The sequence below is a fragment of the Variovorax sp. EBFNA2 genome (assembly GCF_033802765.1).
In the GTDB taxonomy this organism is placed as follows: Bacteria; Pseudomonadota; Gammaproteobacteria; order Burkholderiales; family Burkholderiaceae_C; genus Variovorax; species Variovorax paradoxus_H.
Genome location: NZ_CP138496.1, coordinates 3,278,249 through 3,294,797 on the forward strand (window position 1 = coordinate 3,278,249; position 16,549 = coordinate 3,294,797).

13 protein-coding genes are annotated in these 16,549 nt (G+C 67.6%); 9 read left to right on the forward strand and 4 right to left on the reverse strand.

Translation table 11 applies throughout. The annotated features are described in order from the left end of the window. The first annotated feature begins 20 nt into the window (after positions 1-20). The 6 genes from RZE79_RS15350 to RZE79_RS15375 all read left to right on the forward strand — a co-directional run bounded on the left by RZE79_RS15350 (position 21) and on the right by RZE79_RS15375 (position 4,805). Positions 21-1,112 (forward strand): AraC family transcriptional regulator, encoded by a 1,092-nt coding sequence (locus RZE79_RS15350; RefSeq protein WP_319361197.1) that lies wholly within the window; start codon positions 21-23, stop codon positions 1,110-1,112. A gap of 73 nt (positions 1,113-1,185) precedes the next feature. After that, the gene (locus RZE79_RS15355) at positions 1,186-2,667 is read left to right on the forward strand and encodes a protein adenylyltransferase SelO family protein (protein WP_319355283.1); all 1,482 of its coding nucleotides are present in this window, start codon (positions 1,186-1,188) and stop codon (positions 2,665-2,667) included. Beyond that, positions 2,664-3,074: a peptide-methionine (R)-S-oxide reductase MsrB gene (gene msrB / locus RZE79_RS15360; protein WP_056580797.1), complete on the forward strand. Its 411-nt coding sequence runs from the start codon at positions 2,664-2,666 to the stop codon at positions 3,072-3,074. Before RZE79_RS15355 ends, msrB begins: the two co-directional genes overlap by 4 nt. Beyond that, on the forward strand, positions 3,071-3,610 hold the full coding sequence (locus RZE79_RS15365) for a septation protein A (RefSeq protein ID WP_153284253.1): 540 nt from the start codon (positions 3,071-3,073) through the stop codon (positions 3,608-3,610). The genes msrB and RZE79_RS15365 overlap by 4 nt, the downstream gene beginning before the upstream one ends. Further along, positions 3,607-3,888: a BolA family protein gene (locus RZE79_RS15370; protein ID WP_319355284.1), complete on the forward strand. Its 282-nt coding sequence runs from the start codon at positions 3,607-3,609 to the stop codon at positions 3,886-3,888. The genes RZE79_RS15365 and RZE79_RS15370 overlap by 4 nt, the downstream gene beginning before the upstream one ends. Before the next feature lie 131 nt (positions 3,889-4,019). Further along, entirely contained in the window at positions 4,020-4,805 is a 786-nt protein-coding gene (locus RZE79_RS15375; protein ID WP_319355285.1) for a peptidylprolyl isomerase, read from the forward strand. Between the two features lie 49 nt (positions 4,806-4,854). Here the strand turns inward: RZE79_RS15375 and RZE79_RS15380 are convergent, their stop codons facing one another. Genes RZE79_RS15380 through RZE79_RS15390 form a run of 3 tightly spaced genes read right to left on the reverse strand, consistent with a single transcriptional unit; the run spans position 4,855 to position 7,944 of the window. Next, positions 4,855-5,841 (reverse strand): tripartite tricarboxylate transporter substrate binding protein, encoded by a 987-nt coding sequence (locus RZE79_RS15380; protein WP_319355286.1) that lies wholly within the window; start codon positions 5,839-5,841, stop codon positions 4,855-4,857. Positions 5,842-5,878: 37 nt separating this feature from the next. Next, a complete protein-coding gene (locus RZE79_RS15385; RefSeq protein ID WP_319355287.1) occupies positions 5,879-7,237 on the reverse strand; it encodes an amidase in 1,359 nt (452 codons plus the stop codon). A 20-nt stretch (positions 7,238-7,257) separates the two neighbouring features. Beyond that, the gene (locus RZE79_RS15390; protein WP_319355288.1) at positions 7,258-7,944 is read right to left on the reverse strand and encodes a DUF2848 domain-containing protein; all 687 of its coding nucleotides are present in this window, start codon (positions 7,942-7,944) and stop codon (positions 7,258-7,260) included. A 120-nt stretch (positions 7,945-8,064) separates the two neighbouring features. Between RZE79_RS15390 and RZE79_RS15395 the strand changes: the two genes are divergently transcribed. Next, positions 8,065-8,748: a GntR family transcriptional regulator gene (locus tag RZE79_RS15395; protein ID WP_319355289.1), complete on the forward strand. Its 684-nt coding sequence runs from the start codon at positions 8,065-8,067 to the stop codon at positions 8,746-8,748. Between the two features lie 114 nt (positions 8,749-8,862). Here RZE79_RS15395 and purL read toward each other — a convergent pair whose 3' ends face one another. Beyond that, the gene (purL, locus tag RZE79_RS15400) at positions 8,863-12,873 is read right to left on the reverse strand and encodes a phosphoribosylformylglycinamidine synthase (protein WP_319355290.1); all 4,011 of its coding nucleotides are present in this window, start codon (positions 12,871-12,873) and stop codon (positions 8,863-8,865) included. Positions 12,874-12,991: 118 nt separating this feature from the next. On the opposite strand from purL, the gene map reads away from it, so the two are divergent. Continuing rightward, on the forward strand, positions 12,992-13,816 hold the full coding sequence (gene map, locus RZE79_RS15405; protein WP_319355291.1) for a type I methionyl aminopeptidase: 825 nt from the start codon (positions 12,992-12,994) through the stop codon (positions 13,814-13,816). A gap of 22 nt (positions 13,817-13,838) precedes the next feature. Then, positions 13,839-16,442: a [protein-PII] uridylyltransferase gene (locus RZE79_RS15410; protein ID WP_319355292.1), complete on the forward strand. Its 2,604-nt coding sequence runs from the start codon at positions 13,839-13,841 to the stop codon at positions 16,440-16,442. Positions 16,443-16,549 lie beyond the last annotated feature (107 nt).

A 16,549-nucleotide genomic window follows, 5' to 3' on the forward strand; every position in this document is an offset into this window, starting at 1 on the left:
GAATGACTTCAGAAGCCTCCCTGCCGCGCCATTCGCGCCGGCCGCCGCGCCGCCCCGGCTGTCCGCAGCCGGAGCTGCGCACCAGCTCGGCCGCATGGCTGGAAGGCGTGCTGTCGATGTTCCAGGCCGAGGGGCTGAACGTGCCCTCGCTGCTGCGCGACGCCGGCTTCGACCCCGAGTCGCTGCACCGCCAGAACGCCCGCTTCCCGGTCGACGAAATCTCGGTGCTGTGGCAGGTGGCCGTGGCGCACGCCGGCCGGCCCACGCTGGGCCTGGACCGCGACCTGGCCGCCACGCACAGCAAGCTGGGCACCGTGGGCCACGCCATGGCCTGCAGCCCCAACCTGGGCGCGGCGCTCACGCGGCTCGCGCGCTACATGGCCGTGATTTCCGACGCCACCGCTTTCTCGCTGCAGTCCGACGCGCGCGGCTGCTGGATGGTCATGGAGCACACCGGCGGCACGCTGCCGATTCCGCGCCAGCGCGTTGAATACGCGCTGCTCACCGTCTTCATGCAGTGCCAGTGGCTCACACGGCGCGAGCTGCAGCCGCTGGCCATGGAGTTCGTCTACCCGCCGCCGGCCGACGACCGGCTGCACCGCGAAGCCTTCGGCTGCGAGATCCGCTTCAACGCGCCCGCCAACCGCCTGCTGCTGTCGTCGGCCGACATGACGATGCCGCTGCCGACCCACCACGCGGCGCTGGGCGAGATGCAGGAGCACCTGCTCGACGACCAGCTCAACCTGCTGGGCCAGACCACCACCGCCAGCCTGGTGTGCGCCGAAATCGCGCGCCGGCTGCAGCACGGCGAGCCGCGCCGCCAGGACGTGGCCTCGGGCCTCGGACTGGCCGACCGCACGCTGCAGCGCCGCTTGCAGGAAGAGTCGGTGTCGTTCCAGTCGCTGCTCGACCGCACGCGCCGCGAACTCGCCAAGCAGTACCTGGCCGAACAGCGCCACACACTCGCGGACGTGGCCGACCGGCTGGGCTTCGTGGACGTCAGCAACTTCTTCCGCGCCTGCAAGCGCTGGTTCGGTCTGCCGCCAGCCCAGTACCGCGCCAGCCTCGCGCTCGACGGCGCCGGGGCGCTGCGCGGCGCGCTGCTGAACTGATCGAAGCCATCCACCCCACGTCGCCGATGGCCTCTGCGGCCCGGGGTTTCGTGGGCTGCCGGACAATCCGGGCATGAGCTTGCTAGCCGAAGACACCCCGGTCGCCGACCTGGGCCTGCGCTGGAAGCCCGGCTTCTCGACGCTGGGCCCCGCCTTTTTCACCGAACTGCGCCCCACGCCGCTGCCCGACCCGTACTGGGTCTGCCACAGCGACGCCGTGGCGCGCCAGCTGGGCCTGCCGCCTGGCTGGCGCGACTCGGACACCACGCTCGCCGCACTCACCGGCAGCCTGCCGGTCGCCGGCACGCGGCCTATTGCCACGGTCTACAGCGGCCACCAATTCGGCGTCTGGGCCGGGCAGTTGGGCGATGGCCGCGCGATCCTGCTCGGCGAGACCGAGGGCGGGCTCGAGGTGCAGCTCAAGGGCGCGGGGCGCACGCCGTATTCGCGCGGCGGCGACGGCCGCGCCGTGCTGCGTTCGAGCATCCGCGAGTTCCTGTGCAGCGAAGCCATGCACGGCCTGGGCATTCCGACCACGCGCGCACTGTGCGTGACCGGCTCCGACGCGCCCATCTACCGCGAGACCGCCGAAAGCGCCGCCGTCGTGACCCGCGTCGCGCCGAGCTTCGTGCGCTTCGGGCATTTCGAGCACTTCGCCGCCAACCAGCGCGAAGACGAGCTGCGCGCGCTGGCCGACTACGTCATCGACCGCTATTACCCCGAATGCCGCAATACCGCGCGCTTCAATGGCAACGCGTATGCGGCGTTCCTCGAAGCCGTGAGCGAGCGCACCGCCGCCCTGCTCGCCCGGTGGCAGTCCGTGGGTTTCTGCCACGGGGTGATGAACACCGACAACATGAGCATCCTCGGGCTCACCATCGACTACGGGCCGTTCCAGTTCCTCGATGGCTTCGACCCGCGCCACATCTGCAACCACAGCGACACCCAGGGCCGCTACGCCTTCAACCAGCAACCCAACGTCGCCTACTGGAACCTGTTCTGCCTGGCGCAGGCAGTGCTGCCGCTCATCGGCGACCAGGAAGTCGCCGTGGCCGCGCTGGAGTCATACAAGACCGTGTTCCCCAACGCCTTCGAAGACCGGATGCGCGCCAAGCTGGGCCTGGCCACGCCCGCCGAGGGCGACCGCGCGCTCATCGAGGGCGTGCTCAAGCTGCTGGCGGCCGAGAAGGTCGACCACACCATCTTCTGGCGCCGCCTGTCGAACCAGATGGCCGACGGCAATGTCGAGCCGGTGCGCGACCTGTTCCTCGACCGGCCCGGCTTCGATGCCTGGATGCTCTCTTTTTCAGAGCGGCATGCGCCATTGCAGCGGGCCGCGGCGGCAGAATTGATGCTGCGGACGAACCCCAAGTTCGTGCTGCGCAACCACCTGGGCCAGCAGGCCATCGAAGCCAGTCAGCAAAAGGACCACGCGGGTGTGGCAACCTTGCTGACGCTGCTCCAAACCCCATGTGAAGAACACCCCGGTGCCGACGACTACGCCGGCTTCCCGCCCGATTGGGCCTCCACGATCGAAATCAGCTGCTCATCATGACCACGCCCGTACAGAAAACCGACGCCGAATGGAAAGCCCTGCTCGCTGAAAAGGGCGCCGAACCCGCCGCCTTCGAGGTGACGCGTCACGCCGCCACCGAACGCCCCTTCACCGGCAAGTACGAAGCCCACTGGGACGACGGCACCTACCACTGCATCTGCTGCGGTGCCAAGCTGTTCGAAGCGGCCACCAAGTTCGACGCCGGCTGCGGCTGGCCCAGCTTCTCGGAAGAAGCCGTGCCCGGCGCCATCCGCAACATCGTCGACCGTTCGCACGGCATGGTGCGCACCGAAAACGTGTGCGCCAATTGCGGCGCCCACCTGGGCCACGTGTTTCCCGACGGCCCCACCGAAACCGGCCTGCGCTACTGCATGAACTCGGCGTCGCTCGACTTCCACAAGAAATGAAACTGCTCCTCGACTTCTTCCCGATCCTGCTGTTCTTCGGCGCCTACAAGTTCGCCGACATCTACACCGCCACCGGCGTGCTCATGGCCGCCACCGTGGTGCAGATGGCCGTCATCTACGCCATGGAACGCAAGCTGCAGGCGATGCAGAAGGCCACGCTGGTGCTGATCCTGCTGTTCGGCACGCTCACGCTGGTGCTGCACGACGACCGCTTCATCAAGTGGAAGCCGACGGTGCTGTACGGCGCCATGGCGATCGCACTGGCGGTGGCGCTGTGGGCGCTGAAGAAGAACTTCCTGAAGATGCTGCTGGGCGCACAGCTCGAGCTGCCCGAGCGCATCTGGGCCCGGCTCAATGTGGCGTGGATCGGTTATTGCCTCTTCATGGCACTCATCAACGGCTACGTGGCGGCGTACTTCACGACCGAGGCCTGGGTCAACTTCAAGCTCTGGGGCTATGTGTTCCCGATCGTCTTCCTGGTGGCGCAGGGCCTGTACATCGCACCGCACCTCAAGGAAGACAAGCCGACCGCATGACCGACGCCACCACCTTTCCCCTGCCCACCGTGGCCGCCCTCGAAGCGGCGCTGCGCGCATCGCTTTCGCCCACGCAGCTCGAAGTGATCGACGAAAGCGCGTCCCATGCGGGCCATGCGGGCGCCAACGCCGAGGGCTACGGCACCCATTTCCGGGTGCGCATCGCCTCCCCGCTGTTCGACGGAAAGCCCCGCGTGGCGCGGCATCGGCTTGTGTATGATGCCCTCCAAGTTTTTATCGCACAGGGTCTGCACGCCATCGCCATCGAGGTGCTCTGAGTCGTCCAATCGGTTGCTTGCCGCGTTCGCCGCGGCCGCCCACCCCTCTCCTTCTTTCCTCCTGATTCCTGCTTTCTTTCCCGCGCCTTTTCCTACACGCGCATTTCCTCTCCAGCCTGATATTCATTTTCATGAAAAAACACATCTTGCAGGCCGTTGCGGCCGCAGCGCTGATCGGTGCACTCCCCCTGACGGCCCTGGCGCAGAACGCCGCCATCGTCAACGGCAAGGCGGTGCCCAAGGCCCGCATGGACGTCCTGGCCCAGCAGCTGGCTGCCGCCGGCCGCCCGGTGACGCCTGAAATGCAAAACCAGCTGCGCGAGGAAATCGTGGCGCGCGAAGTGTTCATGCAGGAAGCGCAGAAGCAAGGCCTGGACGCCACCGAGGACTACAAGAACCAGCTCGAACTCGCCCGCCAGGCCATCCTGATCCGCGCGCTGTTCGAGAACTACCGCAAGACCAACGCGGTGTCCGACGCCGACGTGAAGGCCGAGTACGACAAGTTCGTGGCTGCCAACGGCGGCAAGGAATTCAAGGCCCGCCACATCCTGGTCGAGACCGAAGACCAGGCCAAGAAGATCATGGCCGACCTGAAGAAGGGCGCCAAGTTCGAAGACATCGCCAAGAAGCAGAGCAAGGACCCGGGTTCGGGCGCCAACGGCGGCGACCTCGACTGGGCCAACCCCGCCAGCTTCGTGCCCGAGTTCTCGGAAGCGATGATCAAGCTCAAGAAGGGCGAGACCACCCCTGCCCCGATCAAGACCCAGTTCGGTTATCACATCATCCGCGTCGACGACATCCGTCAGGCCCAACTGCCGAAGCTGGAAGAAGTGAAGCCGCAGATCACGCAGCAGCTGCAACAGCAGCGCCTGCAGAAGTACCAAGAAGAGCTGCGCGCGAAGGCCAAGGTCGAGTAAGCCTCGGCCCATCGCCCAACGAAGAAGCCCCGCAGTCGCGGGGCTTTTTTCATTGCGGCGTGATGTTGAAGTCTTTGACGAACCGGGCGTAGTCGTTCGACTCCTTGCGCACGAAGCCCGTGAAGTCCGCCGCCGAGCCGCCGATGACCTCGAGGCTGAGGTCGGTGAACTGCTTCTGCGTGTCGGCGTTCTTGAGCAGTGCTTGCACCTGCTCGTTGAGCTTGGCGATGACCGGCGCCGGCGTTCCGGCCGGCGCCACCAGGCCGACCCAGCCCATGAACCGGTAACCCGGCACGCCGGACTCGGCCACCGTCGGCACGTCGGGCAAGGTCGAAACGCGCTTGTCGCCCGTGACCGCCAGCGCCTTCAGCTTGCCGCTCCTGGCGTAGGGAACGGCGGTCGGCGAGGTTTCGAACATCATGTCGATCTGGCCGCCGACCAGGTCGGACAGCGCGGGCGCTCCGCCCTTGTAGGCGACGTTGAGCAAGTCGGTGCCGGTCATCTGCATGAAGCGGCGCGCGGCCACGTCCTGCGGGCCGCCCACGCCCGAGGTGCCGACGCTGAGCTTGCCGGGGTTGGCCTTGGCATAGGCCACCAGTTCGCCGACGTTCTTGAACGCCCACTTGGGATTCATGATGAGCACGTTGGGCTGGTCGGCCACGCGGATCACCGGTGCCAGGTCCTTGATCGGGTCGTAGGGCAGCTTCGCGAACATGTGGGCGTTGGAAGCCAGGCCGGTGTGCACCATCAACAAGGTGTAGCCGTCCTTGGGCGCCTTGGCGACGTAGTCCATGCCGATGTTGCCGCTGGCACCAGGACGGTTGTCCACCAGCACGGGCTGACCCAGCGCCGTCGAGAGCTTCTGGCCGACCAGGCGCGCCGTCATGTCGATGCTGCCGCCCGGCGGGAACGGCACCACCATGCGGATCGGCTTGGACGGATAGGCGTCCTGCGCGTGGGCGACAGGCACGATGCACGCCAGGCCGGCGGCAAAGCATGCGAACGAGGCGAGCGGGAAACGAAAGCGCTGGGTCATGGAGTTCTCCGGAGTTTCTTGAGGGTTGGCAGACGGGTCAATCGGCGGTGGCGCGCAGGGCGCGTTCGATGTCGGCAGCCCACGCGAGCAGCGCGGCATCGCGCATCGGCAGGCCTGCAAGGCTCAGGCCCACGGGCGCTTCGCCCGCCGCATGGCAGGGCAAGGAGATGGCGCAGCCGTCCATGAAGTTGACGATGGAGGGATTGCGCAACATCGCGGCGTTGACCGCGAAGTACTGCGCCTCGTCGGCTTCGAGCGCCTCGATGCGCGGCGCCACCAGCGGCACGGTCGGCATGAGCCAGCCGTCGAACTCGCCCAGGCGCATCGCCACGCGGCGTTGCCAGTCGGCCCGCTGCGCCTGCAGCGTGAGGTAGGCGCGCGCCGTGAAGTCCTTGCCGCGCAGGATGCGGTTGAGCACGCGCGGGTCATAGCCGCTGCCGCTGCGTTCGATCAGCTCGGCATGCCACGCCCATGACTCGGCGGCGCTGAAGCCGCCTGCGGCGTTGATGGCGGCGAGCTCGTCGAACTCGGGCACCGCCAGCTCGACCAGTTCCGCACCGGCGGCCGAGAGGCGCTGCAGCGCACGTTGGAACGTGGCGGCGACATGGGCGTCCATGCCGTCCTGCACCAGCGTGGTCGGCACCGCGAAGCGAGCCTGGCGCAGGTGCTGCGGCCGAGGTGTCTCGGACACGCCGGACAGCACCGCGTCCATCGCCGCGCAACCGGCCACGTCGAGCGCCATCACGCCGACCGCATCGAGGCTGTGCGAGAGCGGCACGAGCCCGGTGCCGGGCATGCGGCGCGCTGTCGGCTTGAAGCCGGTGATGCCGCACAGCGCCGCCGGAATGCGCGCCGAGCCGCCGGTGTCGCTGCCGACGCTCGCGACGCACATGCCGTCGGCCACGGCCACCGCCGCGCCCGACGACGAGCCGCCGGGAATGCGCCGTTCGCCGCGCTGCCACGGATTGGCCGGTGTCCCGTAGTGCGGATTGAGGCCGAGGCCTGAGTACGCGAACTCGGTCATGTTCGTCTTGCCGACCAGCACCGCACCCGCCGACAGCAGGCGCTGCACGGCCTCGGCGTCATGCGCGGCGGGCGGCGCATCGCGCAGCACGACGGAGCCGGCGGTCGTGGTTTCGCCGGCCACGTCGAACAGGTCCTTGACGGAGACCGGCAGGCCTTCGAGCGGCGAGCGCACGAAGCCGGCTTCGCGCAGGCTGTCGGAGGCGCGCGCCAGGTGCTGGGCGCGGTCTGCCAGCACACGGGTGAAGGTGCGCAAGCCTTCGCCGGAAGGATCGGCGATGCGTTGCAGCGCCGATGCAGTCAGTTCGGCGGAGGTGACACGGCCCGCGGCCAGATCGGCGCGGGCGGCTGCGAGGGAGATCGCGGCGGGCATGTGCGGTGGTCCCTTGTGCGTCAGGCGACGATGGGGAGCGAGACCGCGCGGTACTCGTGCGCGATGCGGCGGCCAGTGTGCTCGTCCACCAGTTCCATGCGAAAGCGCGCGGCCGGACGGATGCCGCCGATGGCGCCGACCGTGCCGCAGGTCATCGCGAAACCGTCGCCCGGTTCACCGTCGGCCGCGGCGCAGCGCGCCAGCAGATCGGCCGGCGGGCGCAGCGCGGCCAGCGTGCCTTCCTGGTACAGGCGCCATTCACCGCCCTCCTCGATCCACGAACGCAGCACCAGCGTGTCCCAGCGCTCCTGCACGTCGGCCAGCCGCCAAGCGCTGCGCGCCACGGGCTTGACGCAGATCTGCTTGGACAGCGCCACGCTGTGCGCTTCCAGCGCGCGGTCGGTGTGGTCCGAGCCGATCGAGACGAAGAACTCGCCCCCGTGCAGGAACAGCAGCGGTTCGACCTCGCCCGAGGTGTCGCCCCCCACCACCTGCACGACGTCGGACTGGCTCAGCTGCTGGGTGGCCACCCGGTAGAACAGCGGCACGGCGCTGGGCGCGGGCACGCCCAGCTCGGCGAGTTCCTCGATGTGGTGCTCGATGGCGGCGGTGTCGCGCCCGGTCCAGCCGGCGATCACGAGGTGCCTGGCCTCGAAGCTCAGCGTGTGCGGGGCATTCCCCTGGGGAAGTTCGAAAGACAGGTTCATGGCGGCGCTTGTTGAAGTTTCAGTGAAATTTCACAACGATATTACAGTGAGTCCACAAAAACTTCAAAGGGATTTCCCACAGGTACCATCAGGGCACCCCACCATGAAGACCTCGCGCCGATGAAAGCAGCCACGCCCGCCCGCAAAGCCCCCGCCCGGCGGCCCGAAGCAGCCATCTCCCTCAACGAGACGGCCTACCTGCGCCTGAAGGAAGCCCTGGTGACCCTGGCCTACAAGCCCGGGGAGTACCTCAATACCGCCCAGGTGATGGAGCGGCTGGGCGTGGGCCGCACGCCGGTCAACCAGGCGCTGCACCGCCTGTCGGCCGAGGGCCTGGTCCGCATCATTCCACGCAAGGGTGCGATGGCCTCGCCGCTGTCGATCAACGACGCGCTGGAGCTCATCGAGGTCCGGCTGGTGAACGAAGTGCTGTGCATGCGCCTGGCCGCGGCGGCCATCACCGAAGGCGAACTGGCCGAGCTGCAGGCCATCGCCGAGCAGTTCGAAGCGGCGGCGCAGCGGCGCGATGCGATGTCGGTGATGAACCTCGACCGCCTCTTCCACGAGAAGATCGCGGCGGCGGCGCGCAACGCGATGCTGCAGGACATCCTGAGCGTGCTGCACGCGCGCTCGCAGCGCTTCTGGGCGATTTCACTGGCCGCCGAGGGGCACCTGGCGGAGGTGATCGAAGAGCACCGCACCATCGTCGCCACGCTGCAGCGGCACGACGCCGACGCGGCGGCCGAAGCGGCGAAGACGCATGTGCTGTCGTTCAAGGCGTCGATGCTGAACAGCCAGCGCTGATCGACAGCGCTTCGGGCGCACCAACCCCCATGAAAAATGCCCTCCAGACCCAAGCCTGGAGGGCATTTCTTGTTGACCTGATTCAGGCCGCTCGCACGGCCTGAGGGTGCCCGATCAACCCACCCACTTGCGCGCGTTGCGCCAGATCTGCATCCACGGGCTCAGGTCGCTCTTGTCGCCCGAGGTCCAGCTCGTCTGGATGTTGCGGAACACGCGCTCGGGGTGCGGCATCACGGCGGTGAATCGGCCGTCCGGCGTGGTCACCGAGGTCAGGCCACCCGCGCTGCCGTTCGGGTTGAACGGGTACTGCTCGGTCGGCTGGCCGTGGTTGTCCACGAAGCGCATCGCGCCGATGGCCTTGGCGGCGTCGCCGCGGTGCTTGAAGTTGGCATAGCCCTCGCCATGCGCCACCGCGATCGGCAGGCGGCTGCCGGCCATGCCCGCGAAGAAGATGCTCGGCGATTCGAGCACCTCGACCATCGACAGGCGCGCCTCGAAACGCTCGCTCTGGTTGGTGGTGAAGCGCGGCCAGGCGTCGGCGCCCGGAATGATGTCGGCCAGCTCGGCGAACATCTGGCAGCCGTTGCACACGCCCAGGCCGAAGGTGTCGGTGCGGCCGAAGAAGGTCTTGAACTGCTCGGCCAGCTTCGGGTTGAAGGTGATGCTGCGCGCCCAGCCGATGCCGGCGCCCAGCGTGTCGCCGTAGCTGAAGCCGCCGCAGGCGACCACGCCCTTGAAGTTGGCAAGGTCCGCCCTGCCCGTCTGCAGGTCGGTCATGTGGACGTCGTAGGCCTCGAAGCCGGCTTCGGTGAAGGCGTACGCCATCTCGACGTGCGAGTTGACACCCTGCTCCCGCAGGATCGCGACCTTGGGACGCGACTGCAGGATGGCCGGCGCTGCGGGCTGCGCGTTCGGCAGGAACACATGCATGCCCGGATCGCTCGGCACACCGGCGGCGGCGTGCTCGGCATCGGCGCAGGCCGGGTTGTCGCGCTCGCGGGCGATCTTCCAGCTGACCGAATCCCAGACCTGGTGCAGGTCGTGCAGGCTGGCGCTGAACACCGACTTGGCATCGCGCCAGACTTCGAGCTTGCCCTTGCCGGCGTCCATCGTGGAACTTGCGGGCCGCGTCTTGCCGACAAAATGGCTGTGCGCGCTGAGGCCGTGGGCGCGCAGCACCTGCATGACGTCGTTGCGCTCGGCCGTGCGCACCTGCAGCACCATGCCCAGCTCTTCGTTGAACAGCGCCTTGAGCGTGAGTTCTTCGCGGCGTGCGCTGACCTGCTGCGCCCAGTTCTTGGCGTCGCCGGTTTCCATGCGGCTGTCGGAAATGCCGTCGCCTTCGGTGACGAGCATGTCGACATTCAGCGCCACGCCCACGTGGCCGGCAAAGGCCATTTCGCAGGCGGTGGCGAACAGGCCGCCGTCGCTGCGGTCGTGCATCGCGAGGATCTTGCCGTCGGCGCGCAGCGCGTTCACGGCGTTGACCAGCGCCACGAGCTGCGCCGGATCGTCGAGGTCGGGCACGGTGTCGCCGCTCTGGTTGAGCGTCTGCGACAGGATGCTGCCGGCCATGCGGTGCTGGCCACGGCCGAGGTCGATGAGCACGAGCGTGGTGTCGTCTTCGGTCGCGTCGAGCTGCGGCGTGAGCGTGCCGCGCACGTCGGCCAGTGAGGCGAAGGCGGTGACGATCAGGCTCACGGGCGAGGTGACCTTCTTGGCTTCGCCATCGTCCTTCCACTGCGTGCGCATCGACAGCGAATCCTTGCCGACCGGAATCGACACGCCCAGCGCCGGGCACAGTTCCAGGCCCACGGCCTTGACGGTTTCGTACAGCGCGGCGTCTTCGCCGGGCTCGCCGCACGCAGCCATCCAGTTGGCCGACAGCTTGACGCGCGACAGCTCGATCGGCGCGGCCAGCAGGTTGGTGATGGCTTCGGCCACGGCCATGCGGCCCGAGGCCGGCGCGTCGAGCGCAGCCAGCGGCGTGCGCTCGCCCATGCTCATGGCTTCGCCGGCAAAGCCCTTGTAGTCGGCCAGCGTCACGGCGCAATCGGCCACGGGCACCTGCCATGGGCCGACCATCTGGTCGCGGTGCGTCAGGCCGCCGACGGTGCGGTCGCCGATGGTGATGAGGAAACGCTTCGAAGCCACGGTCGGGTGCGCGAGCACATCGATGGCGGCCTTCTGCAGGTCGACGCCCGTGAGGTCGAGCGGCTTGAAGCTGCGCGCCACGGTCTTCACGTCGCGGTGCATCTTGGGCGGCTTGCCGAGCAGCACATCCATCGGCATGTCGACGGGCTGCACGGCGGCGCCTTCGTCGGCCACCAGCAGCTGGCGCTCTTCGGTCGCCACGCCGACCACCGAGAACGGGCAGCGCTCGCGCTCGCAGAAGGCCTTGAACTGTTCGAGCGATTCCGGCGCGATGGCCAGCACGTAGCGCTCCTGGCTTTCGTTGCACCAGATTTCCTTGGGCGCCATGCCCGATTCTTCGAGCGGCACGGCGCGCAGGTCGAAGCGCGCGCCACGGCCGGCGTCGTTGGTCAGCTCGGGGAAGGCATTGCTCAGGCCGCCGGCGCCCACGTCGTGGATCGCGAGGATCGGGTTGGCCGCGCCCTGCTGCCAGCAGTGGTTGATGACCTCCTGCGCACGGCGTTCGATTTCGGGGTTGCCGCGCTGCACCGAGTCGAAGTCGAGCTCGGCCGCGTTGGCGCCGGTGGCCATCGAGCTGGCGGCGCTGCCGCCCATGCCGATGCGCATGCCAGGGCCGCCGAGCTGAATCAGCAGCGAGCCGGCCGGGAACAGGATCTTCTTGGTCTGCGTGGCGTCGATGCTGCCCAGGCCGCCCGCGATCATGATGGGCTTGTGGTAGCCGCGCTGCACGGTGTCGAGGTCGCTGGTCACGGCCTGCTCGTACTCGCGGAAGTAGCCCAGGAGGTTGGGACGGCCGAATTCGTTGTTGAACGCGGCGCCGCCCAGCGGGCCCTCGGTCATGATCTGCAGCGGGCTGGCGATGTGCTCGGGCTTGCCGTAGTGGCCGTCTTCAGGCCACAGCTTCGACACCGTGAAGCCGGTCAGGCCGGCCTTGGGCTTGGAGCCGCGGCCGGTGGCGCCTTCGTCGCGGATCTCGCCGCCTGCGCCGGTCGAGGCGCCGGGGAACGGGGAAATGGCGGTCGGGTGGTTGTGCGTCTCGACCTTCATCAGCACATGGCTCAGGGTGCTATCTTTTTGATAGCTCTGCGAGCCTTCGACGGGAATGAAGCGCTCGATGGTCGCGCCTTCCATGACCGAGGCGTTGTCCGCATAGGCGATCACCGTGTGCTGCGGGTTCTGCTTCTCGGTATGGCGGATCATCGAGAACAGGCTCTGCGGCTGGGCCACGCCGTCGATGGTGAAGTTGGCGTTGAAGATCTTGTGGCGGCAGTGCTCGCTGTTGGCCTGCGCGAACATCATCAGCTCGACGTCGCTGGGGTTGCGGCCCAGGCGGGTGAAGGCTTCGACGAGGTAGTCGATTTCGTCCTCGGCCAGCGCCAGGCCGAAGCCTGTGTTGGCCGCCACCAGGGCGTCGCGGCCGCCGGTTTGCACGTCGACCTGCGCCATCGGCTGGGCCGGCAGTTCGCTGAACAGGCTGGCCGCCTGCTCGACCGCGGCGAGCACCGATTCGGTCATGCGGTCATGCAGCGGGCCGGCCACGGCGGCGAGGGCGTCGCCCTCGAGCACGGGGGCCTTGCCGATCAGCGGCGACTTGAGCTTCAGGTGGTACTGGGTGACGCGCTCCACGCGGCGCAGCGCCAGGCCGCAGTTGTGGGCAATGTCGGTGGCCTTCGAGGCCCACGGCGAGACGGTGCCCAGGCGGGGCGTGACCACGACCGAGGCGCTTGCTTTGGCCGACTGCGCCTCGAAGGGCTCGCCATAGGTCAGCAATGCGGCAAAGCGATCACGGTCGGCCGCATCGAGCGACCCGTCGGTGACCACCAGATGGACGAAGCGGGCCGAGATGCCCTCGATGCGCGGCTCGATGGCCTGCAGTTTCGGCAGCAGCTGCCGTGCGCGGAAATCGCTGAGTGCGCTGCCGCCCTCGAACAGGGTTACGACAGGAAGGGCTTGGGATGCGGGCTGCGTCACGGTCGATGGGGGGCCTGGGGGCCGCGTTGGGAATCAAGGAATCTGGGCGGAGGGCCGCTGACTGGGGTCATCCGCGTTAACCCGGGATTTTAGCCGGGTCAATGGGATAATTCGGGGCATGAGCATTACCTACAAAGACGCCGCAGGCATCGAAGCCATGCGGGTCGCCTGCCGCCTCGGTTCCGAGGTGCTGGACTACCTCACGCCCTTCATCAAGCCCGGCATCACGACCAACGATGTGGACCGGCTGGCCGCCGAATACATGGTCAAGCAGGGCACCACCTCGGCCACGGTGGGCTACATGGGCGCCAGCAGCGTCCCGTTCCCGAAGTCGCTGTGTACCTCGGTGAACCACGTGGTGTGCCACGGCATCCCCAATGACAAGCCCCTGAAGAAGGGCGACATCATGAACGTCGACGTCACCGTCATCAAGGACGGCTGGTTCGGCGACAACAGCCGCATGTTCGTGATCGGCGACGCCTCCATTGCCGCCAAGCGCCTGTGCAGCGTCACCTTCGAAGCCATGTGGCACGGCATCCTGCAGGTGCGCCCCGGCGGCCACCTGGGCGACGTGGGTCATGCGATCCAGAAGTTCGCCGAAGGCCAGGGCTTCTCGATCGTGCGCGAATTCTGCGGCCACGGCGTGGGCCAGCGCTTTCACGAAGAACCCCAGGTACTGCACTACGGCCGCCCCGGCACCATGGAAGAGCTCAAGCCCGGCATGATCTTCACGATCGAGCCGATGATCAACGCCGGCAAGCGCGACGTGAAGGAAGACTTCAAGGGCGGCCAGTACGACGGCTGGACCATCGTCACCCGCGACCACTCGCTGTCCGCCCAGTGGGAGCACACGGTGCTCGTCACCGAAACCGGCTACGAGGTGCTGACGCTCTCCGAAGGCAGCCCGCCGCTGCCGGCCTTCGTCACCTCGACCAAAACCTGACGCGCCCCAGCGCGCCCCCGCCGTGATCGAAGCAGCCAAGATCGACGTGGCGACGCTGCGCGAAGCCTATCGCGCGAAAAAGCTCGCCCTTTTCGACACCCTGCGCTTCGCACGCGCGCCCACCCGCAGCGTCCACACGGTGCTGCGCCAGCTCTCGGCGCTGGCCGACCAGACGCTCACTGCGCTCTGGAACGAAGCCGGCTTCGGCGACGCCTTTGCGCTGGCCGCGGTCGGCGGTTTCGGGCGCGGCGAGCTGTTCCCCTACTCCGACGTCGACGTGCTGCTGCTGCTGCCGCCCGACGGCCAGGACAGCGGCATCGAGCCGGCGCGCATCGAGGCCTTCATCGGCCAGTGCTGGGACGCCGGCCTGGAAATCGGCTCGAGCGTGCGCACGCTCGACGAGTGCCTGGACGAGGCCGCCAAGGACATCACGGTCCAGACCTCGCTGCTCGAATCGCGCCTGATCACGGGCGACAAGAAGCTCTTTGCGTCCTTCCGCCGCCAGTTCACGCAGGCCATCGACCCACAGGCCTTCTTCGTGGCCAAGTCGCAGGAAATGCGGCACCGCCACCAGAAGTTCGACAACACACCGTACGCGCTCGAACCCAACTGCAAGGAATCGCCGGGCGGCCTGCGCGACCTGCAGACCATCCTCTGGATGAGCAAGGCCGCCGGCTTCGGCAGCCGCTGGGACGACCTGGCGAAGAACGGCCTGGCCACGCCCTTCGAGGCACAGCAGATCAAGCGCAACGAAGCCTTGCTCTCGCTGATTCGCGCCCGCCTGCACGTGATTGCCAACCGCCGCGAAGACCGGCTGGTGTTCGACCTGCAGACCGCCGTGGCCGCGAGCTTCGGCTACGAGAGCGAGTCGCAGCGCAAGTCGAGCGAAGCGCTGATGCGCCGCTACTACTGGGCGGCCAAGGCGGTGTCGCAGCTCAACCAGATCCTGCTGCTCAATATTTCCGAGCGGCTGCAGCCCATCGACGAGCAGCCCACGACCATCAACGAGCGCTTCTACGAACGCGCCGGCCTCATCGAGATTGCGAGCGACGACTTGTACGAGCGCGAGCCGCATGCGGTGCTCGAGACCTTCCTGCTGTACCAGAAGACCATCGGCGTGAAGGGCCTGTCGGCGCGCACGCTGCGCGCGCTGTACAACGCGCGCCACGTCATGGACAGCAAGTTCCGCAACGACCCGGTCAACCACGTGACCTTCATGCGGATCCTGCAGCAGCCCTACGGCATCACGCATGCCTTCCGGCTGATGAACCAGACCTCGGTGCTGGGGCGCTACCTGCGCGTGTTCCGCAGCATCGTGGGACAGATGCAGCACGACCTGTTCCATGTGTACACAGTCGACCAGCACATTCTGATGGTGCTGCGCAACGTGCGCCGCTTCTTCATTGCCGAGCATGCGCACGAGTATCCGTTCTGCTCGCAGCTTGCGGCCGGTTGGGACAAGCCCTGGATCCTGTACGTCGCCGCCCTCTTCCACGACATCGCCAAGGGCCGCGGCGGCGACCACTCCACCCTCGGCGCACGCGACGTGCAACGGTTCTGCAAGCAGCACGGCATCGCACGCGAAGACGCGAAGCTCATCGAGTTCCTCGTGGCCGAACACCTGGTGATGAGCCAGGTCGCGCAGAAGCAGGACCTGAGCGACCCCGAAGTCATCGGCGCCTTCGCCAAGCGCGTGGGCAACGAGCGCTACCTCACCGCCCTGTATCTGCTGACCATTGCCGACATCCGCGGCACCTCGCCGCGGGTGTGGAATGCGTGGAAGGGCAAGCTGCTCGAAGACCTGTACCGCTTCACGCTGCGCGCGCTCGGCGGGCGCATGCCCGACCCCGACGCCGAGGTCGAGTCGCGCAAGCGCGAGGCGCTGGTGCTGCTCGCGCTGCACGCGCAGCGCTTCGAGGCGCACAAGGCGCTGTGGGACACGCTCGACGTCGGCTACTTCATGCGCCACGACGCCACCGAGATCGCCTGGCACGCCAAGCAGCTCTCGCGCTTCGTGCCGCCGAAAAACGTGCCCATCGACCCGAAGGCGCTGCCCATCGTGCGCGCGCACCTGTCGCCGGTGGGCGAAGGCCTGCAGGTGGTGGTCTACACGCCCGACCAGTCCGACCTGTTCGCGCGCATCTGTGGCTACTTCGACCAGTCGTCGTTCAGCATCCTGGACGCCAAGGTCCACACCACGAGCAACGGCTACGCGCTCGACACCTTCCAGGTGGTCACGACCTTCCAGCCCGATCACTACCGCGACCTCATCAGCATGGTCGAGACGGGCCTGGCGCAAACGCTCACCGAGGCCGGCGCCCTGCCCGCGCCGAGCATGGGACGCGTGTCACGCCGGGTGCGCAGTTTTCCGATCAAGCCGCGCATCAGCCTCGTGCCCGACGACAAGGCGCAGCGCTGGCTGCTCAGCATCTCGGCCAGCGACCGCGCGGGGCTGCTGTATTCCGTGGCGCGCGTGCTCGCGCGGCATCACCTGAACCTGCAATTGGCGAAGGTGACGACCTTGGGCGAACGGGTGGAAGACACCTTCCTGATCAGCGGGCCGGAGCTGCAGGGCCAGAAGACGCAGCTGGCCATCGAGACCGAACTGATGGCCGCGCTCGCCTGAGCGGCGCACAAAAATTCGCTTTCCCGAGATCCAGCGCGGCAGGTGTTGCGTAGGGGTGAGTTAAACGGTTTCCGATTGTGAACGCCGTTCGACATTTGTTGTCGATT

Bases quoted from the DNA above. Each gene is read 5' to 3' on its own strand.
- RZE79_RS15355 (WP_319355283.1), top strand. From the start codon at position 1,186: ATGAGCTTGCTAGCCGAAGACACCCCGGTCGCCGACCTGGGCCTGCGC.
- msrB (WP_056580797.1), top strand. From the start codon at position 2,664: ATGACCACGCCCGTACAGAAAACCGACGCCGAATGGAAAGCCCTGCTC.
- RZE79_RS15365 (WP_153284253.1), top strand. From the start codon at position 3,071: ATGAAACTGCTCCTCGACTTCTTCCCGATCCTGCTGTTCTTCGGCGCC.
- RZE79_RS15370 (WP_319355284.1), top strand. From the start codon at position 3,607: ATGACCGACGCCACCACCTTTCCCCTGCCCACCGTGGCCGCCCTCGAA.
- RZE79_RS15375 (WP_319355285.1), top strand. From the start codon at position 4,020: ATGAAAAAACACATCTTGCAGGCCGTTGCGGCCGCAGCGCTGATCGGT.
- RZE79_RS15380 (WP_319355286.1), bottom strand. From the start codon at position 5,841: ATGACCCAGCGCTTTCGTTTCCCGCTCGCCTCGTTCGCATGCTTTGCC.
- RZE79_RS15385 (WP_319355287.1), bottom strand. From the start codon at position 7,237: ATGCCCGCCGCGATCTCCCTCGCAGCCGCCCGCGCCGATCTGGCCGCG.
- RZE79_RS15390 (WP_319355288.1), bottom strand. From the start codon at position 7,944: ATGAACCTGTCTTTCGAACTTCCCCAGGGGAATGCCCCGCACACGCTG.
- RZE79_RS15395 (WP_319355289.1), top strand. From the start codon at position 8,065: ATGAAAGCAGCCACGCCCGCCCGCAAAGCCCCCGCCCGGCGGCCCGAA.
- map (WP_319355291.1), top strand. From the start codon at position 12,992: ATGAGCATTACCTACAAAGACGCCGCAGGCATCGAAGCCATGCGGGTC.